This window comes from Stenotrophomonas sp. GW821-FHT02D01 (assembly GCF_059421765.1).
Window position 1 is genome coordinate 123597 of record NZ_JBWKVP010000009.1, and the last position, 15020, is coordinate 138616.

Annotated in this window: 14 protein-coding genes; 5 read left to right on the plus strand and 9 right to left on the minus strand. The window is 65.6% G+C overall.

Annotation, left to right across the window (positions count from 1 at the left end; all coding sequences use genetic code 11):
- Position 1: 1 nt before the first annotated feature.
- Positions 2 to 691 carry a glutathione S-transferase gene (locus AC07UW_RS16720; RefSeq protein WP_223494871.1) on the minus strand — a complete coding sequence of 230 codons (690 nt, stop codon included), beginning with the start codon at positions 689 to 691 and terminating at the stop codon, positions 2 to 4.
- A gap of 91 nt (positions 692 to 782) precedes the next feature.
- On the opposite strand from AC07UW_RS16720, the gene AC07UW_RS16725 reads away from it, so the two are divergent.
- Positions 783 to 1202: a hypothetical protein gene (locus tag AC07UW_RS16725; RefSeq protein WP_051585111.1), complete on the plus strand. Its 420-nt coding sequence runs from the start codon at positions 783 to 785 to the stop codon at positions 1200 to 1202.
- A gap of 78 nt (positions 1203 to 1280) precedes the next feature.
- On the opposite strand, the gene AC07UW_RS16730 is transcribed toward AC07UW_RS16725, so the two are convergent.
- Positions 1281 to 1490 (minus strand): cold-shock protein, encoded by a 210-nt coding sequence (locus AC07UW_RS16730; RefSeq protein WP_025875108.1) that lies wholly within the window; start codon positions 1488 to 1490, stop codon positions 1281 to 1283.
- Positions 1491 to 1794: 304 nt separating this feature from the next.
- Here AC07UW_RS16730 and AC07UW_RS16735 point away from each other — a divergent pair, with 304 nt between their 5' ends.
- A complete protein-coding gene (locus AC07UW_RS16735; protein ID WP_127563463.1) occupies positions 1795 to 2283 on the plus strand; it encodes a YaiI/YqxD family protein in 489 nt (162 codons plus the stop codon).
- A 13-nt stretch (positions 2284 to 2296) separates the two neighbouring features.
- On the opposite strand, the gene AC07UW_RS16740 is transcribed toward AC07UW_RS16735, so the two are convergent.
- Entirely contained in the window at positions 2297 to 3166 is an 870-nt protein-coding gene (locus tag AC07UW_RS16740; protein WP_495212469.1) for a pseudouridine synthase, read from the minus strand.
- A 180-nt stretch (positions 3167 to 3346) separates the two neighbouring features.
- Between AC07UW_RS16740 and AC07UW_RS16745 the strand changes: the two genes are divergently transcribed.
- The 3 genes from AC07UW_RS16745 to AC07UW_RS16755 all read left to right on the plus strand — a co-directional run bounded on the left by AC07UW_RS16745 (position 3347) and on the right by AC07UW_RS16755 (position 7237).
- A complete protein-coding gene (locus AC07UW_RS16745) occupies positions 3347 to 3895 on the plus strand; it encodes a YaeQ family protein (protein ID WP_025875114.1) in 549 nt (182 codons plus the stop codon).
- Positions 3892 to 5076 (plus strand): BaiN/RdsA family NAD(P)/FAD-dependent oxidoreductase, encoded by a 1185-nt coding sequence (locus AC07UW_RS16750; protein ID WP_495212470.1) that lies wholly within the window; start codon positions 3892 to 3894, stop codon positions 5074 to 5076. Before AC07UW_RS16745 ends, AC07UW_RS16750 begins: the two co-directional genes overlap by 4 nt.
- A 91-nt stretch (positions 5077 to 5167) precedes the next feature.
- Entirely contained in the window at positions 5168 to 7237 is a 2070-nt protein-coding gene (locus AC07UW_RS16755; RefSeq protein ID WP_495212471.1) for an EAL domain-containing response regulator, read from the plus strand.
- Positions 7238 to 7345: 108 nt separating this feature from the next.
- Here AC07UW_RS16755 and fabV read toward each other — a convergent pair whose 3' ends face one another.
- The 6 genes from fabV to queA all read right to left on the minus strand — a co-directional run bounded on the left by fabV (position 7346) and on the right by queA (position 14994).
- Positions 7346 to 8605, minus strand: a complete 1260-nt coding sequence (gene fabV / locus AC07UW_RS16760) for an enoyl-ACP reductase FabV (RefSeq protein WP_223494866.1) — start codon at positions 8603 to 8605, stop codon at positions 7346 to 7348.
- Between the two features lie 685 nt (positions 8606 to 9290).
- Complete coding sequence (gene secF / locus AC07UW_RS16765; RefSeq protein WP_025875120.1) at positions 9291 to 10271, minus strand: protein translocase subunit SecF; 981 nt, start codon at positions 10269 to 10271, stop codon at positions 9291 to 9293.
- Between the two features lie 15 nt (positions 10272 to 10286).
- Positions 10287 to 12152, minus strand: coding sequence for a protein translocase subunit SecD (gene secD / locus AC07UW_RS16770; protein ID WP_032977616.1), 1866 nt, complete (start codon positions 12150 to 12152; stop codon positions 10287 to 10289).
- A 61-nt stretch (positions 12153 to 12213) separates the two neighbouring features.
- Complete coding sequence (gene yajC / locus AC07UW_RS16775; RefSeq protein ID WP_025875124.1) at positions 12214 to 12558, minus strand: preprotein translocase subunit YajC; 345 nt, start codon at positions 12556 to 12558, stop codon at positions 12214 to 12216.
- A gap of 136 nt (positions 12559 to 12694) precedes the next feature.
- Positions 12695 to 13825 (minus strand): tRNA guanosine(34) transglycosylase Tgt, encoded by a 1131-nt coding sequence (gene tgt / locus AC07UW_RS16780; RefSeq protein WP_312786511.1) that lies wholly within the window; start codon positions 13823 to 13825, stop codon positions 12695 to 12697.
- A 137-nt stretch (positions 13826 to 13962) separates the two neighbouring features.
- On the minus strand, positions 13963 to 14994 hold the full coding sequence (gene queA / locus AC07UW_RS16785; RefSeq protein WP_495212482.1) for a tRNA preQ1(34) S-adenosylmethionine ribosyltransferase-isomerase QueA: 1032 nt from the start codon (positions 14992 to 14994) through the stop codon (positions 13963 to 13965).
- Positions 14995 to 15020: the final 26 nt, after the last annotated feature.

A 15020-nucleotide genomic window follows, 5' to 3' on the forward strand; every position in this document is an offset into this window, starting at 1 on the left:
CTCAATCGCCGCGCAAGGCCTGCAATGCCCCGCCGTGCGCCTCGGCGCGCCGGTAGGCCGGACGCTCACCGATGCGCTTGAGGAAGCCACGCAACGCCGGCTTGTCGTCCAGCCCGCCGCCGCGTGCGGCCGCCGCCTGGATCGGGAAGCTCATCTGGATGTCCGCAGCGGTGAAGCGTTCGCCTGCAAACCACGGGCTTTCGGCCAGGCGCCGTTCCATCCAGTCCAGATGCAGGCGTCGCTGCGGGCCGATGAAACCGCGCTCGGCCTTGTCGGCGATGCTGCGGGCGATCGGACGCGCGAAGAACGGCATCGGCGCGCTGCGGATGCGGCTGATCACCAGGGTCAGCAGCATCGGTGGCATGGCCGAACCTTCGGCATAGTGCAGCCAGTAGCGGTAATCGATGCGCTCTTTGCCCTCGGCCGGTACCGGCGACGGCGACAGCTGGCGATGCACGTCGTAGCGGTCAACCAGGTAGTCGAGGATGGCGCCGGATTCGGCGAGGATGAGTTCACCATCCTGCAGCACCGGTGCCTTGCCCAGCGGGTGCACCTGGCGCAGTTCCGGCGGCGCCAGCATCGTCTTCGGGTCGCGCGGGTAGCGGCGCAGCTCGTAGTCCAGCCCCAGCTCCTCCAGCATCCACAGCACGCGAAGCGAACGGGAATTTTCCAGATGATGGACGATGCGCATGGGCGGCTTCCGCAGAAAGGTGCCCGATGGTAGCGCGGCCTGGTGCACGCAGGTGTCTGCTACCCTGCCCGGCCGTGGAAGGCCTGCCAGCATGGACACCCCGCCGTTCGATGCACTGCTTGGTTACCTCGGGCAATCCGAGGACCACAACTGGACGCAGTACATCTGCGAACACGTTGCCAAGGGCGTCCTGCGCAGATTCGAAGCGCACGATTGGCAGCGCCTGCAGAAGATGATCGCAGCGCAGCCCGCGTTCTGGCAGCAACGCTGCACCGACGCGCTGGGTGAATGCATGAAGCCCGAAGCCTTGCCGCTGCTGTTCAGTCAGCTCCATTCCAGCGATGACGACAGCCGGATACTGGCGGCCTATCACCTGCAATGGATGGAAGTGCCGGTGGGTCCGGAGGTGGTTGATGTCCTGCGCGAGATCCTGTCGCGCATTCCGGCAGCCGAACGCGCCGAGTACCAGGAAATAACCCAGCTGCTGGAGCGGGCGCTGGCTGCGGGTTGAACCGGTCGTGCGACGCAAACGAAAAACGCCGGGGGCTTTCGCTCCCGGCGTTCTGGCTACCAAACGGTAGCAGACGGATTAGACCGCCTGCACCTGGTCAGCCTGCATACCCTTCTGGCCCTGGACGGCGACGAAGGTAACCTTCTGGCCTTCCTGCAGGGTCTTGAAGCCGGTGCCCTGGATCGCGCGGAAATGCACGAACAGGTCCGGGCCGCTTTCCGGGGTGATGAAGCCGAAGCCCTTGGCGTCGTTGAACCACTTGACAGTGCCGGTCTGACGATCAGACATATTTACTAACTCCTGAAACACATGTTGAAAAAAATCGCAGCCACCGGGTATCGGGGCCGAGACTGAGTTGCAGGCGTTGGTAAAGCGGATCGATGAGCGGATCGTGAGATCAACTGCACCAGGCCACGATTCACGGTGACCCTAGCAAACACAGTGGGCCAGACGATACGCGTGTTTTGAGCAAAAAGCGATAGCCTTGATATTCAGCGTCAAACGGCCAGCCCCTAGACAGGGCAAGGGGTTGCACCAGATCGAGGCTAAACCCGGGTCCCCATTCAGGTTTTTCCTACCCTACACTGGGTAAATGACTGAAGCTGAAACCCGAGCTGAACCCCTGCTCCCCCGCATCTGGGTGGACGCAGACGCCTGCCCTGTAGTCATCCGCGACATCCTGTTCCGCGCGGCTGAACGGGTCGGTGTGGAGCTGACCCTGGTCGCCAACCAGTGGATCCGCACCCCGCCCTCGCGCTGGCTGCGCTCCATCCAGGTTCCGCAGGGACTGGATGTGGCTGACAGCGCCATTGTCGAGCGGGTGGCCGCCGGCGACCTGGTGGTCACCCAGGACATCCCCCTGGCGGCCCTGGTACTGGAGAAGAAGGGCGTGGCCCTGAATCCGCGCGGCCAGCTGTACACCCCCAACAACATGGCCGAGCGGCTGTCGATGCGCAATTTCATGGAAGAACTTCGTGGCGCCGGCGTCCAGACCGGCGGTCCACCGCCGCTCGGCGCGCGCGACCGCCAGTTGTTCGCTGCCGAGCTGGACCGCTGGCTGGCGCGACGACCGGGCAGGTGAATCCGGCGGTGCGTCAGCCGGGAACGCACAAGGCGCGCGCGCTTCGGAAGCTGCGCCGCTGGCCGGTCAACGGATCATCGAAGGCCAACACCTGCGCCAGCAGCTGCAACGGCGGCTCGGCCGCACCCTCTGGCCGCACGTGCAGCTGCGGATAGAGCTCGTCCCCCAGGATCGGCGCCCCGAGCGCGGCCATATGGACGCGCAGCTGATGCTTGCGCCCGGACTCGGGCGCAAGCCGGTAGCGCCAGACCGGACCGTGCGCATCAATGACCTCGACACGGGTCAGCGCATTCGGCTCGCCGGGAACTTCAGCCATACGGAAGAACGGCTCCCCCGGCTGCAGCCGGCTATGCCGCTCCAGCGGAAACCGCAGGTCCGGCAAGGCCGGCGCCAGCGCCTCGTAGGTCTTCTCGATGCGGCGCTCACGAAACAGCCTCTGGTACGCGTCACGCGTTTGCGGCTGGGTGGAAAACAGCACCAGGCCGGCCGTCAGCCGGTCCAGCCGGTGCAACGGCACCAGGTCGACGTTGCCGGTGCGCTCGACCAGGCGCGCCAGCAGGGTCTGGCGCACAAATGCGCCGGCCGGCGCGGTCGGCAGGAAGTGCGGCTTGTCGGCCACCAGCAGGTGCGCGTCGTGATGAAGGATGTTCTCTTCGAAGGGAATCACCGGCTCATCGGCCACTTCACGGAAGTAGCGGATCTCCAGCCCCACCTGCCACGGCATGTCCGGTGCCAGCGCCCTGCCCTGTGCGTCCTGTATCCGCCCGCGTGCGAAGCGGCTCTCCCATTGCAGCCGGTCGATGCGCGGGAAGCGCGCGCACAGGCCATCCAGCAGGGAATTCCAGTCACCGGGCGGCAGCTGCAGTCGGCTGGGCGTGGTCATGGCGCGATCGGGGCGCCATCGATCTGCAGACGGCGCGGACGTGAAAGGGACATACGACAGGACACGCCAGAAGCATCAGGGCGGCCAGCGTGCCACCGATCATGCCCTGCCGACACCCCCATACCGGACACCCCCGGGGCAAACCTCTATCATTGACGGTCTTTACCCCTCTGGATCTTCATGGCCCTCACCGCCACCATCCGCAAGGCCGAACTGCAGATCAGCGACATGGATCGCGGCTACTACGCGACCCACAACCTGACCCTGGCCCAGCATCCGTCCGAAACCGACGAACGCCTGATGGTGCGCCTGCTCGCCTTCGCGCTGAACGCTGGCGACCGCCTGGAATTCGGTCGCGGCCTGAGCACCGACGACGAGCCGGACCTGTGGGAACACGACTACACCGGCGACATCCTGCAGTGGATCGACCTCGGCCATCCGGACGAGTCGCGCATCCGCAAGGCCAGCAACCGCAGCCGGCAGGTGCAGGTGGTCAACTACGGCGGCAATGCATCGGACATCTGGTGGCAGAAGCAGGGCAAGGGCCTGGCCCGCTTCGACAACCTGTCGGTGGTCGATCTGGACGGCGGCTTCGTCGATCTGTGGGGCCAGCAGATCCAGCGTGCGATGCGCTGGAGCGTGCTGATCCAGGACGCCGAAGTGCAGCTGCTCAACGATCAGATGCAGCTGGACGTGATCCCCAACTGGCGCAAGCGCGCCAAGGCATGAGCACGATCCGCTGCGACGTGCTGGTGATCGGTGCCGGCGCTGCCGGGCTGATGACCGCGATCACGGCGGGCCAGCGAGGCCGGCATGTGCAGGTGATCGACCACGCCAACAAGATCGGCAAGAAGATCCTGATGTCCGGCGGTGGCCGCTGCAACTTCACCAACACCGGCACCACCCCGGCCAACTTCCTGTCGGCCAATCCGCATTTCTGCAAGTCGGCGCTGGCGCGTTACTCGCCCTACCACTTCATTGAGATGGTCGAGAGCCATGGCATCGCCTATCACGAGAAGGAACTGGGCCAGCTGTTCTGCGATGTGTCGTCCAAGCAGATCGTGAAGATGCTGGTGGACGAGTGCCAGCAGGCCGGCGTGCAGATCCGCACGCAGTGCAGCGTGGAGCGCATCGAGCACGGCACTGACGGCTTCCGCGTGCACACCACCCACGGCCTGTTCCATTGCGCCTCGCTGGTGGTCGCCACCGGCGGCCTGTCCATTCCCAGCCTGGGTGCAACCGGGTTCGGCTATGAGATCGCGCGTCAGTTCGGCCACCAGGTGCTGCCCACCCGTGCCGGCCTGGTGCCGTTGACTCTCAGCGGCACCCACCAGGAGCGTCTGGCCGAGCTTAGCGGCGTCGCCCTGCCGGTCGAGGCCAGCTGCAATGGCACGAGTTTCCGCAACTTCATGCTGCTGACCCATCGCGGCGTCAGTGGCCCGGCCATCCTGCAGATCTCCTCGTTCTGGCAACCCGGTGACGCGCTGTCGCTGGATCTGCTGCCTGGCCAGGATGCCGCCGAGTGGCTGCGGCAGATGAAGCGTGAACGCCCCGCCGCGGAACTGCGCACGGTGCTGGGCGATGTGCTGCCCAAGCGACTGGCGCAGCGCCTGTGCGAGCACTGGCTGCCCGACCGCCCGGTACGCCAGCTGGACGAGCCGGACATGCGCAAGGCAGCACAGGTACTTTCAGCGTTCCCACTGGTGGCCAGCGGCACCGAGGGCTACCGCACCGCCGAAGTCACCCTGGGCGGTGTCGATACCAACGAGGTCTCTTCCTCGACGCTGGAATCCAAGCGCGTACCCGGCCTGCATTTCGTCGGCGAGGTGCTGGACGTGACCGGCTGGCTGGGCGGCTACAACTTCCAGTGGGCCTGGGCCAGCGGGCACGCGGCCGGCGGCGTGGTGTGAACCGCATCGCCGTTCCATGCACGCAACCGTTGCGCGCATGGACGCGCCGCCACGCATCGTGTATCTAGATTTGCAGATTGGGGAGCAGTGCATGCAGAACGCGAACGACATCACCATCCGCCTGCTGATCGTCGATGACAGCGGCGAGAACGCCGAAGCCATCGTCAGCACCCTGCGCAACAGCGGCATCGCCGTGCGCCCATGGCGCCCGCAGGACTCGGCCGAGCTGTCGCAGGTGCTGGCCAGCCAGGCGATCGACCTGGTGCTGGCTGCGCCCTCGCAGAGCATTCCGCTGCCACTGGTGGCCCAGCACATCGCCGCCAGCGGCAAGGACATCCCGCTGGTGCTGCTGGCCGAACGCATCGACGAGGACGAACTGGTACAGGCCAGCAGCAACGGCGTTCGCGCCCTCGCCCTGCGCCAGCGCGCCGAACACCTGCTGGCCGTGGTCCGCGACCAGTGGGTCGACCTGCAGGCGCGCCGCGGCCTGCGCCGGATCGAAGCGCAGATGCGCGAGACCGAGCGTCGCTGCGACGCGCTCATCGCCTCTTCGCGCGAGCCGATTGCCTATGTCCACGAAGGCATGCATATCCGCGCCAACGATGCCTACCTGGAAATGTTCGGTTACGAGGATTTCGAGGAGGTCGAAGGCATCTCGCTGCTGGACATGGTTGCCGCCCAGCACGTGGATGATTTCAAGCAGCTGCTGAAGTCACTCAGCCGCGGCGAAGCGCCTCCGCCGCAGTATCAGCTGGACGCCCGCCACCAGGACGGCAGCGCCTTCCCGGCGACGATGGAATTCACCGCAGCCACCTACGAGGGCGAGTCCTGCCTGCAGGTGGTGTTCCGCCGGCGCATGGAATTCGACCCGGAGCTGGCGCGCGAGGTCGAGGACCTGCGCCAGCGCGACCAGGTCACCGGCCTGCTCAACCGCCCCACCTTCATGCTGCAGGTCGAGGACGCGGTTGCCCAGGCCGGGCGCAGCGAAGGCCAGTTCGGCCTGCTGATGGTCGAACCGGACCACTACGCGCGCCTGCTCCCGGATATCGGACTGGCCTCGGCCGACGCCCTGATCGGCGCCCTCGCCGCCCTGCTGGCCGACGTTGTTGGCGACGATGCGCAGCTGGCCCGTTTCGGCGAACACAGTTTCGCCGTACTGCAGTCCGGCCCCTATGCGCAGACCGTGGCACTGGCCGAGCGCATCCGCGAAGCCTACGCCGCACACGTCTTCAGCATCGGCGCGCGCTCGGCCACGGTGACCGTCAGCATTGGCGGGGTGCAGGTGGGCGAGAAGATCGCCAGCATCGGCCAGGTGCTGGCGCGCGCCAGTGAATGCACGCAGGCCGCAGCCGCCCTCGGCAATACCTGCCGCATCTTCGACCCAGCCGCTGTTGATCGCGTGGAGGAAGAGCGCGTGCAACGCTGGGTCGCGCGCATTCGCGAAGCCTTGGCAGGGGATGGCTTCCACCTGCATTACCAGCCGGTGCTGAACCTGCAGGGCGAGTCGCTGGAGCTGTACGAAGCCTACCTGCGGCTGGAACACAACGGAGAGCTGCTGAGCCCGACCGCGTTCCTCGGCATTGCCGAAGAGCATGGCCTGCTGGCGGACATCAATCGCTGGGTCGTCTCGCAGGCAATCACGGAACTGGGTGCGCGTGCCCGCGCGGGTCATCCCACACAGATGCTGGTGAAGGTCACGCCGGAATCGTTCGATGATCCAGAGATGATCGCCACGCTGCGCCAGCAGTTGCAGGCACACGGCGTGCCGGGCGAACGACTGTGGCTGCATGCGCCGGAGTCGAAGGTGTTCACCCACCTGCGCAGCGCCCAGCAGTTCCTGGCGGAAGTGGCACCGCTCGGCTGCCGGATCGGCCTGGAACAGTTCGGCTCGGGCCTGGATTCGTTCCAGTTGCTGGCCCACTTCCAGCCGCAGTTCCTCAAGCTCGATCGCGGTTTCACCAGCGACCTGGCCGCCACCCGCGAGAACATCGACCGGGTCAGCCAGATCACCGCACGCGCGCAGGAAGCCGGCATCCGCACCATGGCTGAGTTCGTCAGCGACGCCAACTCGATGACACTGCTGTTCAGTGCCGGCGTCGATTACGTGCAGGGCGATTTCGTCGGCCCCGCAGCGCCGGCGATGAACTTCGAGTTCGGTTGACAGAAGGTAGTGCCGGCCGCTGGCCGGCAGCTCGGGAACCCTTGGGTTGCCGGCCAGCGACCGGCACCTCAGCGCAAAAAAAGACCGGCTTGCGCCGGCCTTTTTCGATCAGGTCAGATCGACCAGATTATCGATCTTCACATCCGGGTTGACGTCGGCTTCGTAATCGACGCCCTCGACACCGAAACCGAACAGGCGCAGGAAATCGGCCTTGTAGCCGGCCAGGTCGCTGATCTCGTAAAGATTCTCGTTGGTCACCTGCGGCCACAGCGCCAGAACCTTGCCCTGCACGTCAGCGGCCATTTCCTTGTAGTCGGCGCGCAGGCGGCCTTCCTCATCGATCAGCGCAACGGTATGGCCATCGCCGTCGACCAGGTCGTGCCGCAGGCGATCGACCGCCACGCCATCGGCCTTGGCGCCGTACAGGATGTCGTACAGCACGTCGAGCTGCTCGATGCAGCCTTCGTGGGTGCCCTTTTCCTTCATCACCTTGAACAGCAGCGACAGGTACAGCGGCATGGTCGGAATGGCCGAGCTGGCCTGGGTCACCACCGCCTTCAGCACCGATACGCGCGCATCGCCGCCGATCTTGGCCAGCTTCTCGCGCAGCCCCAGCACCTTGTCGTCCAGATCCTTCTTGGCAGCACCGATGGAGCCATTCCAGTAGATCGCCTGGGTGATCTCTTCGCCCACATAGGTGAAGGCCGTGGTGGTGCAGCCATTGGCCAGCACGCCGGCATCGGCCAGCGCGTCGATCCACATCTGCCAGTCCTCGCCGCCCATCACCGCGACGGTGCCGGCGATTTCTTCCGGGGTGGCCGGCTGCAGGTGGGTTTCGGTCAGCACTTCCTTGTCGGTGTCCAGGCCACGCAGGGTGATCGGCTCGCCGATCGGCTTCAACGTGGAGCTGATGATCTCGCCGGTCTTGGGATGCTTGCGGCGCGGTGCAGCCAGGCTGTAGACCACCTGGTCGACCTGGCCGAGATCGGCCTTGATCATCTCGATGGTCTTGGCCTTCACCTCATCGGAGAACGCATCACCGTTGATGCTCTTGGCATACAGACCCGCTTCGTCGGCGTACTTGTGGAACGCCGCCGAGTTGTACCAGCCCGCCGTGCCCGGCTTGGTTTCACTGCCCGGGCGCTCGAAGAAGATGCCCAGGGTTGCCGCGCCACTGCCGAAGGCAGCAGTGATGCGCGCGGCCAGGCCGTAGCCGGTCGAGGCGCCGATCACCAGCACGCGCTTGGGGCCGTTCTGGATCGGTGGGCGCGCACGGATGTAGTCGATCTGCTGCTTGACGGCAGCGTCGCAGCCGGTCGGGTGGGTGGTGACGCAGATGAAGCCGCGGACGCGCGGTTTGATGACCATGGATACCTCGGGTTGGCAGGTGCGGCGCACGGGGCGCTCAGCAGGAATACGTGGCGCGCGCGTGCGCGCGAACCGCAGGATCGTAGTGCGCGGGGAAAGATTGCACAACCGACGGCGGCGTAGGGTGGTATTTCTTTTGCAGGGTTGCACCCTGCACCTGCAGAGACCGGAGCAACGTCAAAAGCTGGGTTCCTGTGAGATGGCGGGATGGGTCCGGTGGAGGGGGACGCCGTGAACCCGTCCATGGGGGCTTGGTCGCGGCATCCATGCCGCTCACACCCCCTCCACCGGACCCACCCCGCCTTCGACAGTCTTCTGCGATCTGTCGGAACAGCTCTTGGGGTCAGATCCGTTTTCCGAAGGAAAACGGATCTGACCCCATTTGTTTGTATCGATATCTGACAGATGTGCCGACCAACGGTCGGCACCCACCAACAGCCGCGTGAACCTGTCGAAGGCGGGGCACTGTGGGTTTGCGGGGTGTGAGCCGCATGGATGCGGCGACCAAGCCCCCATGGATGGGTTTACGGCGTCCCCGCAAACTCACAGTGCCCCGCCATCCCACGGAATGCCGCTTCGCTTTGGATTTGGCTGTTGCTGTTGCTTCGGCAGGTGCAGGGCGCAGCCCTGCCAACAAAAAACCCCGCTTGCGCGGGGTTCTCTGTGTACTGCGTGCAGCAGATGCTTACGGACGGCGCGCCAGGGCCTCGACGTCCTTGGCCTTGGGCAGCAGGTCCTGCTTGGTCACGCGCAGCGCACCCACGGTCAGCATCGGCACCGCCACCAGGATCGAGGACAGCACCACGATCACCGCACCGATCATGTGCGTCTCGGCCAGGCCTTCCATCGAGCTGCCGCCGTACAGGTACAGGGCCAGTGCGGACAGGAAGAACATCACCGCGGTGATCACCGTACGCGACAGCGTCTGGTTGATCGAACGGTTCAGCACTTCCATCGGCTCCACGCGCAGGCTGCGGAAGTTCTCGCGGACGCGGTCGAACACCACGATGATGTCGTTGATCGCAAAGCCCATCACCGACAGCAGGCCGGCCAGCACGGTCAGGTCGAACTCACGGCCGAGCAGCGACACGTAGGCCACCGTCACGATCAGGTCGAACATCGCCACGATGCTCGCGGTGACCGCGAACTTCCATTCGAAACGCACCGCGATGTAGATCAGGAAGCCGGCCAGCATGAAGATGGTGGCGTACAGGCCATTCATCGCCAGGTCCTTGCCGATCTGCGGGCCAACGAACTCGTTGCGCAGCACGGTGGCCTGGTTGTCAGCCGAAGAGACCGCCTTGACCACGGCCGCGGCAGTCGCCTTGTCCTCGGCCGAGGCGCCACCGGTACCCGGAGCGTGCTCACCGTGCGGGGCCAGGCGGATCAGCAGGTCGGTGTTGCCACCGACGCTCTGTACCTGGGCGCCGTCGAAGCCGTTCTGCTCAAGCTTGCTGCGGACGTCCTCGACATCCACCGCGTGTTCGAAGCGGGCTTCGATCAGGGTGCCGCCGGTGAAGTCCAGAGCGTAGTTGAAGCCCTTGAAGCCGATGATGCCGATCGAGGCCAGGAACACGATGATCGTGACGACCATCGCGACATGGCGCCAGCGCATGAAGTCGATCTTGGTATCGTTCGGGAGGATGTGCAGCGGAAACAGTTTCATGTGCGTGTCGTCCCGTCAGATGGCCACGTTCTGGAGCTTCTTGCGACGGCCGTAGATCAGCGTCGCCAGTGCACGCGATACGGTGATCGCGGTGAACATGGAAGCGAAAATACCGATGATCATGGTCAGCGCGAAGCCCTTCAGCGGACCGGTACCGAATGCGAACAGCGCCACACCGACGATCAGACCGGTCAGGTTGGCGTCGAGGATGGTGCCCGAAGCGCGCTCGTAACCGGTCACGATCGCGGTCTTACCCGGCACGCCGGCACGCAGCTCTTCACGGATACGCTCGTTGATCAGCACGTTGGCGTCGACCGACAGACCGACCGACAACGCCAGGCCGGCAAAGCCCGGCAGGGTCATGGTCGCGCCGAACAGCGACATCACCGCCACCACGATCAGCAGGTTGAACAGCATCGCGATCGAGGTGATCAGACCGAACATGCGGTAGTAGATGGTGAAGAACACCAGAGTGAACATGAACGCATAGACCACCGCGGTGATGCCGTTCTTGACGTTCTCCGCACCCAGGCTCGGGCCGACCACACGCTCTTCGACGAAGTCCATCGGTGCAGCCAGCGAGCCCGACTTCAGCAGCTTGGCCAGGTCCTCGGCTTCCTTCTTCTGCAGACCGGTGGTCTGGAAGTTCTTGCCGAACACGCCGTTGATGTTGGCCACCGAGATCACTTCCTCGTTGACCTTGAAGCCACGCACTTCCTGGCCGTCGACGACGGTCACGGTCGGCACGCGCTCGGTGTAGACCACTGCCATCGGCTTGTTAACGTTGGCGCTGGTGAAGTCGAACATGCGCTGGCCACCGACGTTGTTCAGCGTCACGCTGACTGCCGGGGTACCGCTGGTGGAGTCGGTCACCGCCTGCGCGGCCACCATCTGGTCACCGGTAACGATCACGCGCTTGTTCAGCAGCACTGGGCCGCCGTTGTCACGGCGCTGGTAGAGCTTCGCTTCCGGCGGGATACGGCCACTTGCAATTTTGTCCGCGACGCTTGTCGGATTACCGTCCACCACGGCCCGGTATTCCAGGGTGGCGGTGGCACCGATCATGCGCTTGGCTTCGGCCGTGTCCTGCACGCCCGGCAGCTGCACCACCACGCGATCAGCACCCTGGCGCTGGATGATCGGCTCGGACACGCCGAGCTGGTTCACGCGGTTGCGCAGGGTGTTGATGTTCTGCTCGATGGCGCCGTTGGCGATCTGCGCAATCTCGGCTTCCGGAATGGACACCGTGATGCGGTTGCCGCTGACGTCGTAGCCGAGGGTCGGCTGCGCCTTGGCCAGCGCGGCGCGGGCACGGGTACCGGCATCTTCGCCGGCCGACGGGCTCAGGTTGGCGACGATGGTGTTGTCGGCACGACGCTCGACCGACTGGTAGGCGATGCGCGCATCACGCAGGGTGCTGCGCACGTCTTCGGTGTAGGCATCCAGGCGCTTGTCCAGCGCGGCTTTCTGGTCGACCTGCAGCACGAAGTGCACGCCGCCCTGCAGGTCCAGGCCCAGCACCATCGGGCGGCCGCCGAGCTTGGCCAGCCAGTCCGGCACGGTCGAGGCCAGGTTCAGGGCCACCGTGTAGTTCTCGCCCACGCTGTCACGCAGCGCATCGCTGGCGGCAGACTGCGACTTCAGGTCCGACAGGCGGACGATCAGGCTGTCCCCTTCCTTCTCTGCACCGATCGTGGTGACACCGGCCTTTTTCAGGTCGGCCAGCACACGGTCGCGCAGCGCATCGTCGATCTGCCCGCCACGGTTGGCGGTGATCTGGATGGCCGGGTCCTTCTGGTAGATGTTGGGCAGTGCGTACAGCGTGCTGAGCGCCAGTACGATCACGATGACGACGTACTTCCAGCGTGGAAATTCGAGCATTGCTTGGGTCCCGCGCGGCGCCATCCCCGGCGCCGCGGTTGTGCTTCAGAAAGGGAGTGGCTTACTTGGCCGAATCCAGGGTGCCGGTCGGCAGCACGCTGCCGACAGCGCCCTTCTGCACGCGGATGCGCACGTTCTCGGCCACTTCGACGGTGACGAAGTTGTCGCCGATATCGGTGACCTTGCCGGCGATGCCGCCGTTGGTCAGCACTTCGTCGCCGCGCTTGATCTTCTCCAGCATGGCCTTGTGCTCCTTCTGCCGCTTCATCTGCGGGCGGATCATCAGGAAGTACATGATGGCGATCAGGATGATCGGGAACAGCAGCGTGGTCAGGCCCATGCCCTGCGGTTGGCCGCCAGCGGCCTGGGCGTGGGCGGCGGGAATCAGGAAGGCAAGCAGGTTCATCGTTGGTCCTTTGGTTGGGCGGCGCTTCGGCCGTTTCACGGGCACGAGGTGTCGACCGCGGATCTGGGTCAGCCTTGAAGTATGCCACGGCCCCGGGCGTTCGTCCTTGGGCCGTTTGGCAGGGGGTGCTGCGGGTTTACAGGGGCGGCGCTACCGCCCCGCGTGCTGCGTAGAAGGACTCGCGGAAGGCCAGGAAGGTTCCCGCCTCGATGGCCGCGCGGATGTCGGCCATCAGTTTTTCGTAATAGAAGAGGTTGTGCTGGGTGCCCAGCATCGGCGCCAGCATCTCGTTGCAGCGGTCCAGATGGCGCAGGTACGAGCGGGTATAGCCGCCGGCACAGGCCACGCAGCCACAGCCCGGCTCGATTGGGTCCATGTCCCGCGCGTACTGCGAATTGCGGATGCGGACGGTGCCAAACGAGGTGAAATAGTGGCCGTTGCGCGCATTGCGGGTCGGCATCACGCAATCGAACATGTCCACGCCACGTGCGACACCCTCGACCAGGTCTTCAGGGCGGCCAACGCCCATCAGGTAACGCGGACGGTCGGCCGGCAGCTCCGGATCCAGATGGTCGAGCATGGCGTTGCGCTCGTCTTCCGGCTCGCCCACGGCCAGGCCGCCGATGGCATAGCCGTCGAAGCCGATCCCCTGCAAGGCCTCGGCCGAACGGCTGCGCAGGTCGGTGTGCACCCCGCCCTGGACAATGCCGAACAGGGCGGCGTCATTGCCGAGCTCGTCATGCGCATTGCGGCTGCGCTGGGCCCAGCGCAGGCTCAGTTCCATCGACCGGCGGGCGACTTCCTCGGTGGCCGGGTACGGCGTGCACTCGTCGAAGATCATCACCACGTCCGAATCGAGCACCTTCTGGATCTTCATGCTCTCCTCCGGGCCCAGGAACACCCGGGCACCGTCGGTCGGCGAGGCGAAGGTCACGCCCTGCTCGGTGATCTTGCGGCGGTGGGCCAGCGAGAACACCTGGAAGCCGCCGGAGTCGGTCAGGATCGGGCCATCCCAGCGGCAGAAGCCGTGCAGGCCGCCGTGGTCGGCGATGATGTCCAGGCCCGGCCGCAGGTACAGGTGGAAGGTGTTGCCGAGGATGATCTCGGCGCCCAGCGCGCGCACCTGGTCCGGCAGGATGCCCTTGACCGAGCCATAGGTCCCCACCGGCATGAAGGCCGGCGTTTCCACCGTGCCACGCGGGAAGGTCAGGCGGCCACGGCGGGCGCGGCCATCACGGGTCTGGAGCTGGAACTGCAATCGGGACATGGAGCGGTCGTTCGGGCAAATAGTCGCCCATTGTCTCTCAAAACCGCCTTTCCTGCTCCGGTAGCGCCGGGCCATGCCCGGCGGATGACCCGCAACTGCTGCCCGCCGGGCATGGCCCGGCGCTACCCACCTCGGCCCTACCCCGCCTGCGGGAACAGCAGCATCGCGTCGCCGTAGCTGAAGAAGCGATAGCGCTGTTCGATCGCGTGCTGGTAGGCCTCGAACACGCGGTCCTTGCCGGCGAACGCGGAGATCATCATCAGCAGCGTGCTTTCCGGCAGGTGGAAATTGGTCACCATCGCGTCGACGCTGCGGATCCGGTAGCCGGGGGTGATGAAGATCTGCGTTTCGCCCGCGAACGGCAGCAACTCCCCCTCACGCATCGCACTTTCCAGCGCGCGCACCACGGTCGTGCCCACGCCGATCACCCGGCCACCGGCCGCACGCGTGCGTCGCACCTGCTGCACCAGCTCGGCACCGACGTTCAGCCACTCGCGGTGCATGACGTGGTCCTTCAGGTCGTCGGCGCGCACCGGCTGGAACGTGCCTGCGCCCACGTGAAGGGTGACGTGGCCGAAATCCACGCCCTTGTCCTTCAGTGCTGCCAGCAGCGCCTCATCGAAATGCAGGCCGGCAGTCGGCGCCGCCACGGCGCCCACTTCGCGCGCGAACACGGTCTGGTAGCGCTCGCGGTCGTCCACACCGGGCTCGCGCTGGATGTAGGGCGGCAACGGCAACCGGCCAGCATGCAGCAGCCACTGTTCCAGTGATTCCGGCACATGGAACTGCAGCACGTAGAACTCGCCGTCGCGGCCCATTACTTCAGCTTCGCCACCGGCATCCAGGGCGATGCGGCTGCCGGCCTTCGGCGACTTGCTGGCACCGACCTGGGCCCGGGCCTGCTGGCCGCCGAGCAGGCGTTCGATCAGGATCTCCACGCGGCCACCGCTGGCCTTCTGCCCGAACAGGCGCGCCGGAATCACCCGGGTGTCGTTGAACACCAGCAGGTCGCCCGGTTGCAGCAGCGATGGCAGGTCGCGCACCTGCAGGTCGGTGAAGGCAGCCGGCGCCGGCGGCACCAGCAGCAGGCGGCTCGCCGAGCGTTCGGCCAAGGGGGTCTGGGCGATCAGTTCGGCCGGCAGTTCGTAATGGAAATCGGACTTCTTCAAGGCAGTGGACGGCAACAGGTCGACAA

What these genes read in the sequence shown, in the direction of transcription:
- AC07UW_RS16730 (WP_025875108.1), bottom strand. Translation starts at nt 1,490, where the DNA reads ATGTCTGATCGTCAGACCGGCACTGTCAAGTGGTTCAACGACGCCAAG.
- AC07UW_RS16745 (WP_025875114.1), top strand. Translation starts at nt 3,347, where the DNA reads ATGGCCCTCACCGCCACCATCCGCAAGGCCGAACTGCAGATCAGCGAC.
- AC07UW_RS16720 (WP_223494871.1), bottom strand. Translation starts at nt 691, where the DNA reads ATGCGCATCGTCCATCATCTGGAAAATTCCCGTTCGCTTCGCGTGCTG.
- AC07UW_RS16750 (WP_495212470.1), top strand. Translation starts at nt 3,892, where the DNA reads ATGAGCACGATCCGCTGCGACGTGCTGGTGATCGGTGCCGGCGCTGCC.
- yajC (WP_025875124.1), bottom strand. Translation starts at nt 12,558, where the DNA reads ATGAACCTGCTTGCCTTCCTGATTCCCGCCGCCCACGCCCAGGCCGCT.
- tgt (WP_312786511.1), bottom strand. Translation starts at nt 13,825, where the DNA reads ATGTCCCGATTGCAGTTCCAGCTCCAGACCCGTGATGGCCGCGCCCGC.
- AC07UW_RS16735 (WP_127563463.1), top strand. Translation starts at nt 1,795, where the DNA reads ATGACTGAAGCTGAAACCCGAGCTGAACCCCTGCTCCCCCGCATCTGG.
- AC07UW_RS16740 (WP_495212469.1), bottom strand. Translation starts at nt 3,166, where the DNA reads ATGACCACGCCCAGCCGACTGCAGCTGCCGCCCGGTGACTGGAATTCC.
- AC07UW_RS16725 (WP_051585111.1), top strand. Translation starts at nt 783, where the DNA reads ATGGACACCCCGCCGTTCGATGCACTGCTTGGTTACCTCGGGCAATCC.
- secF (WP_025875120.1), bottom strand. Translation starts at nt 10,271, where the DNA reads ATGAAACTGTTTCCGCTGCACATCCTCCCGAACGATACCAAGATCGAC.
- fabV (WP_223494866.1), bottom strand. Translation starts at nt 8,605, where the DNA reads ATGGTCATCAAACCGCGCGTCCGCGGCTTCATCTGCGTCACCACCCAC.
- AC07UW_RS16755 (WP_495212471.1), top strand. Translation starts at nt 5,168, where the DNA reads ATGCAGAACGCGAACGACATCACCATCCGCCTGCTGATCGTCGATGAC.
- secD (WP_032977616.1), bottom strand. Translation starts at nt 12,152, where the DNA reads ATGCTCGAATTTCCACGCTGGAAGTACGTCGTCATCGTGATCGTACTG.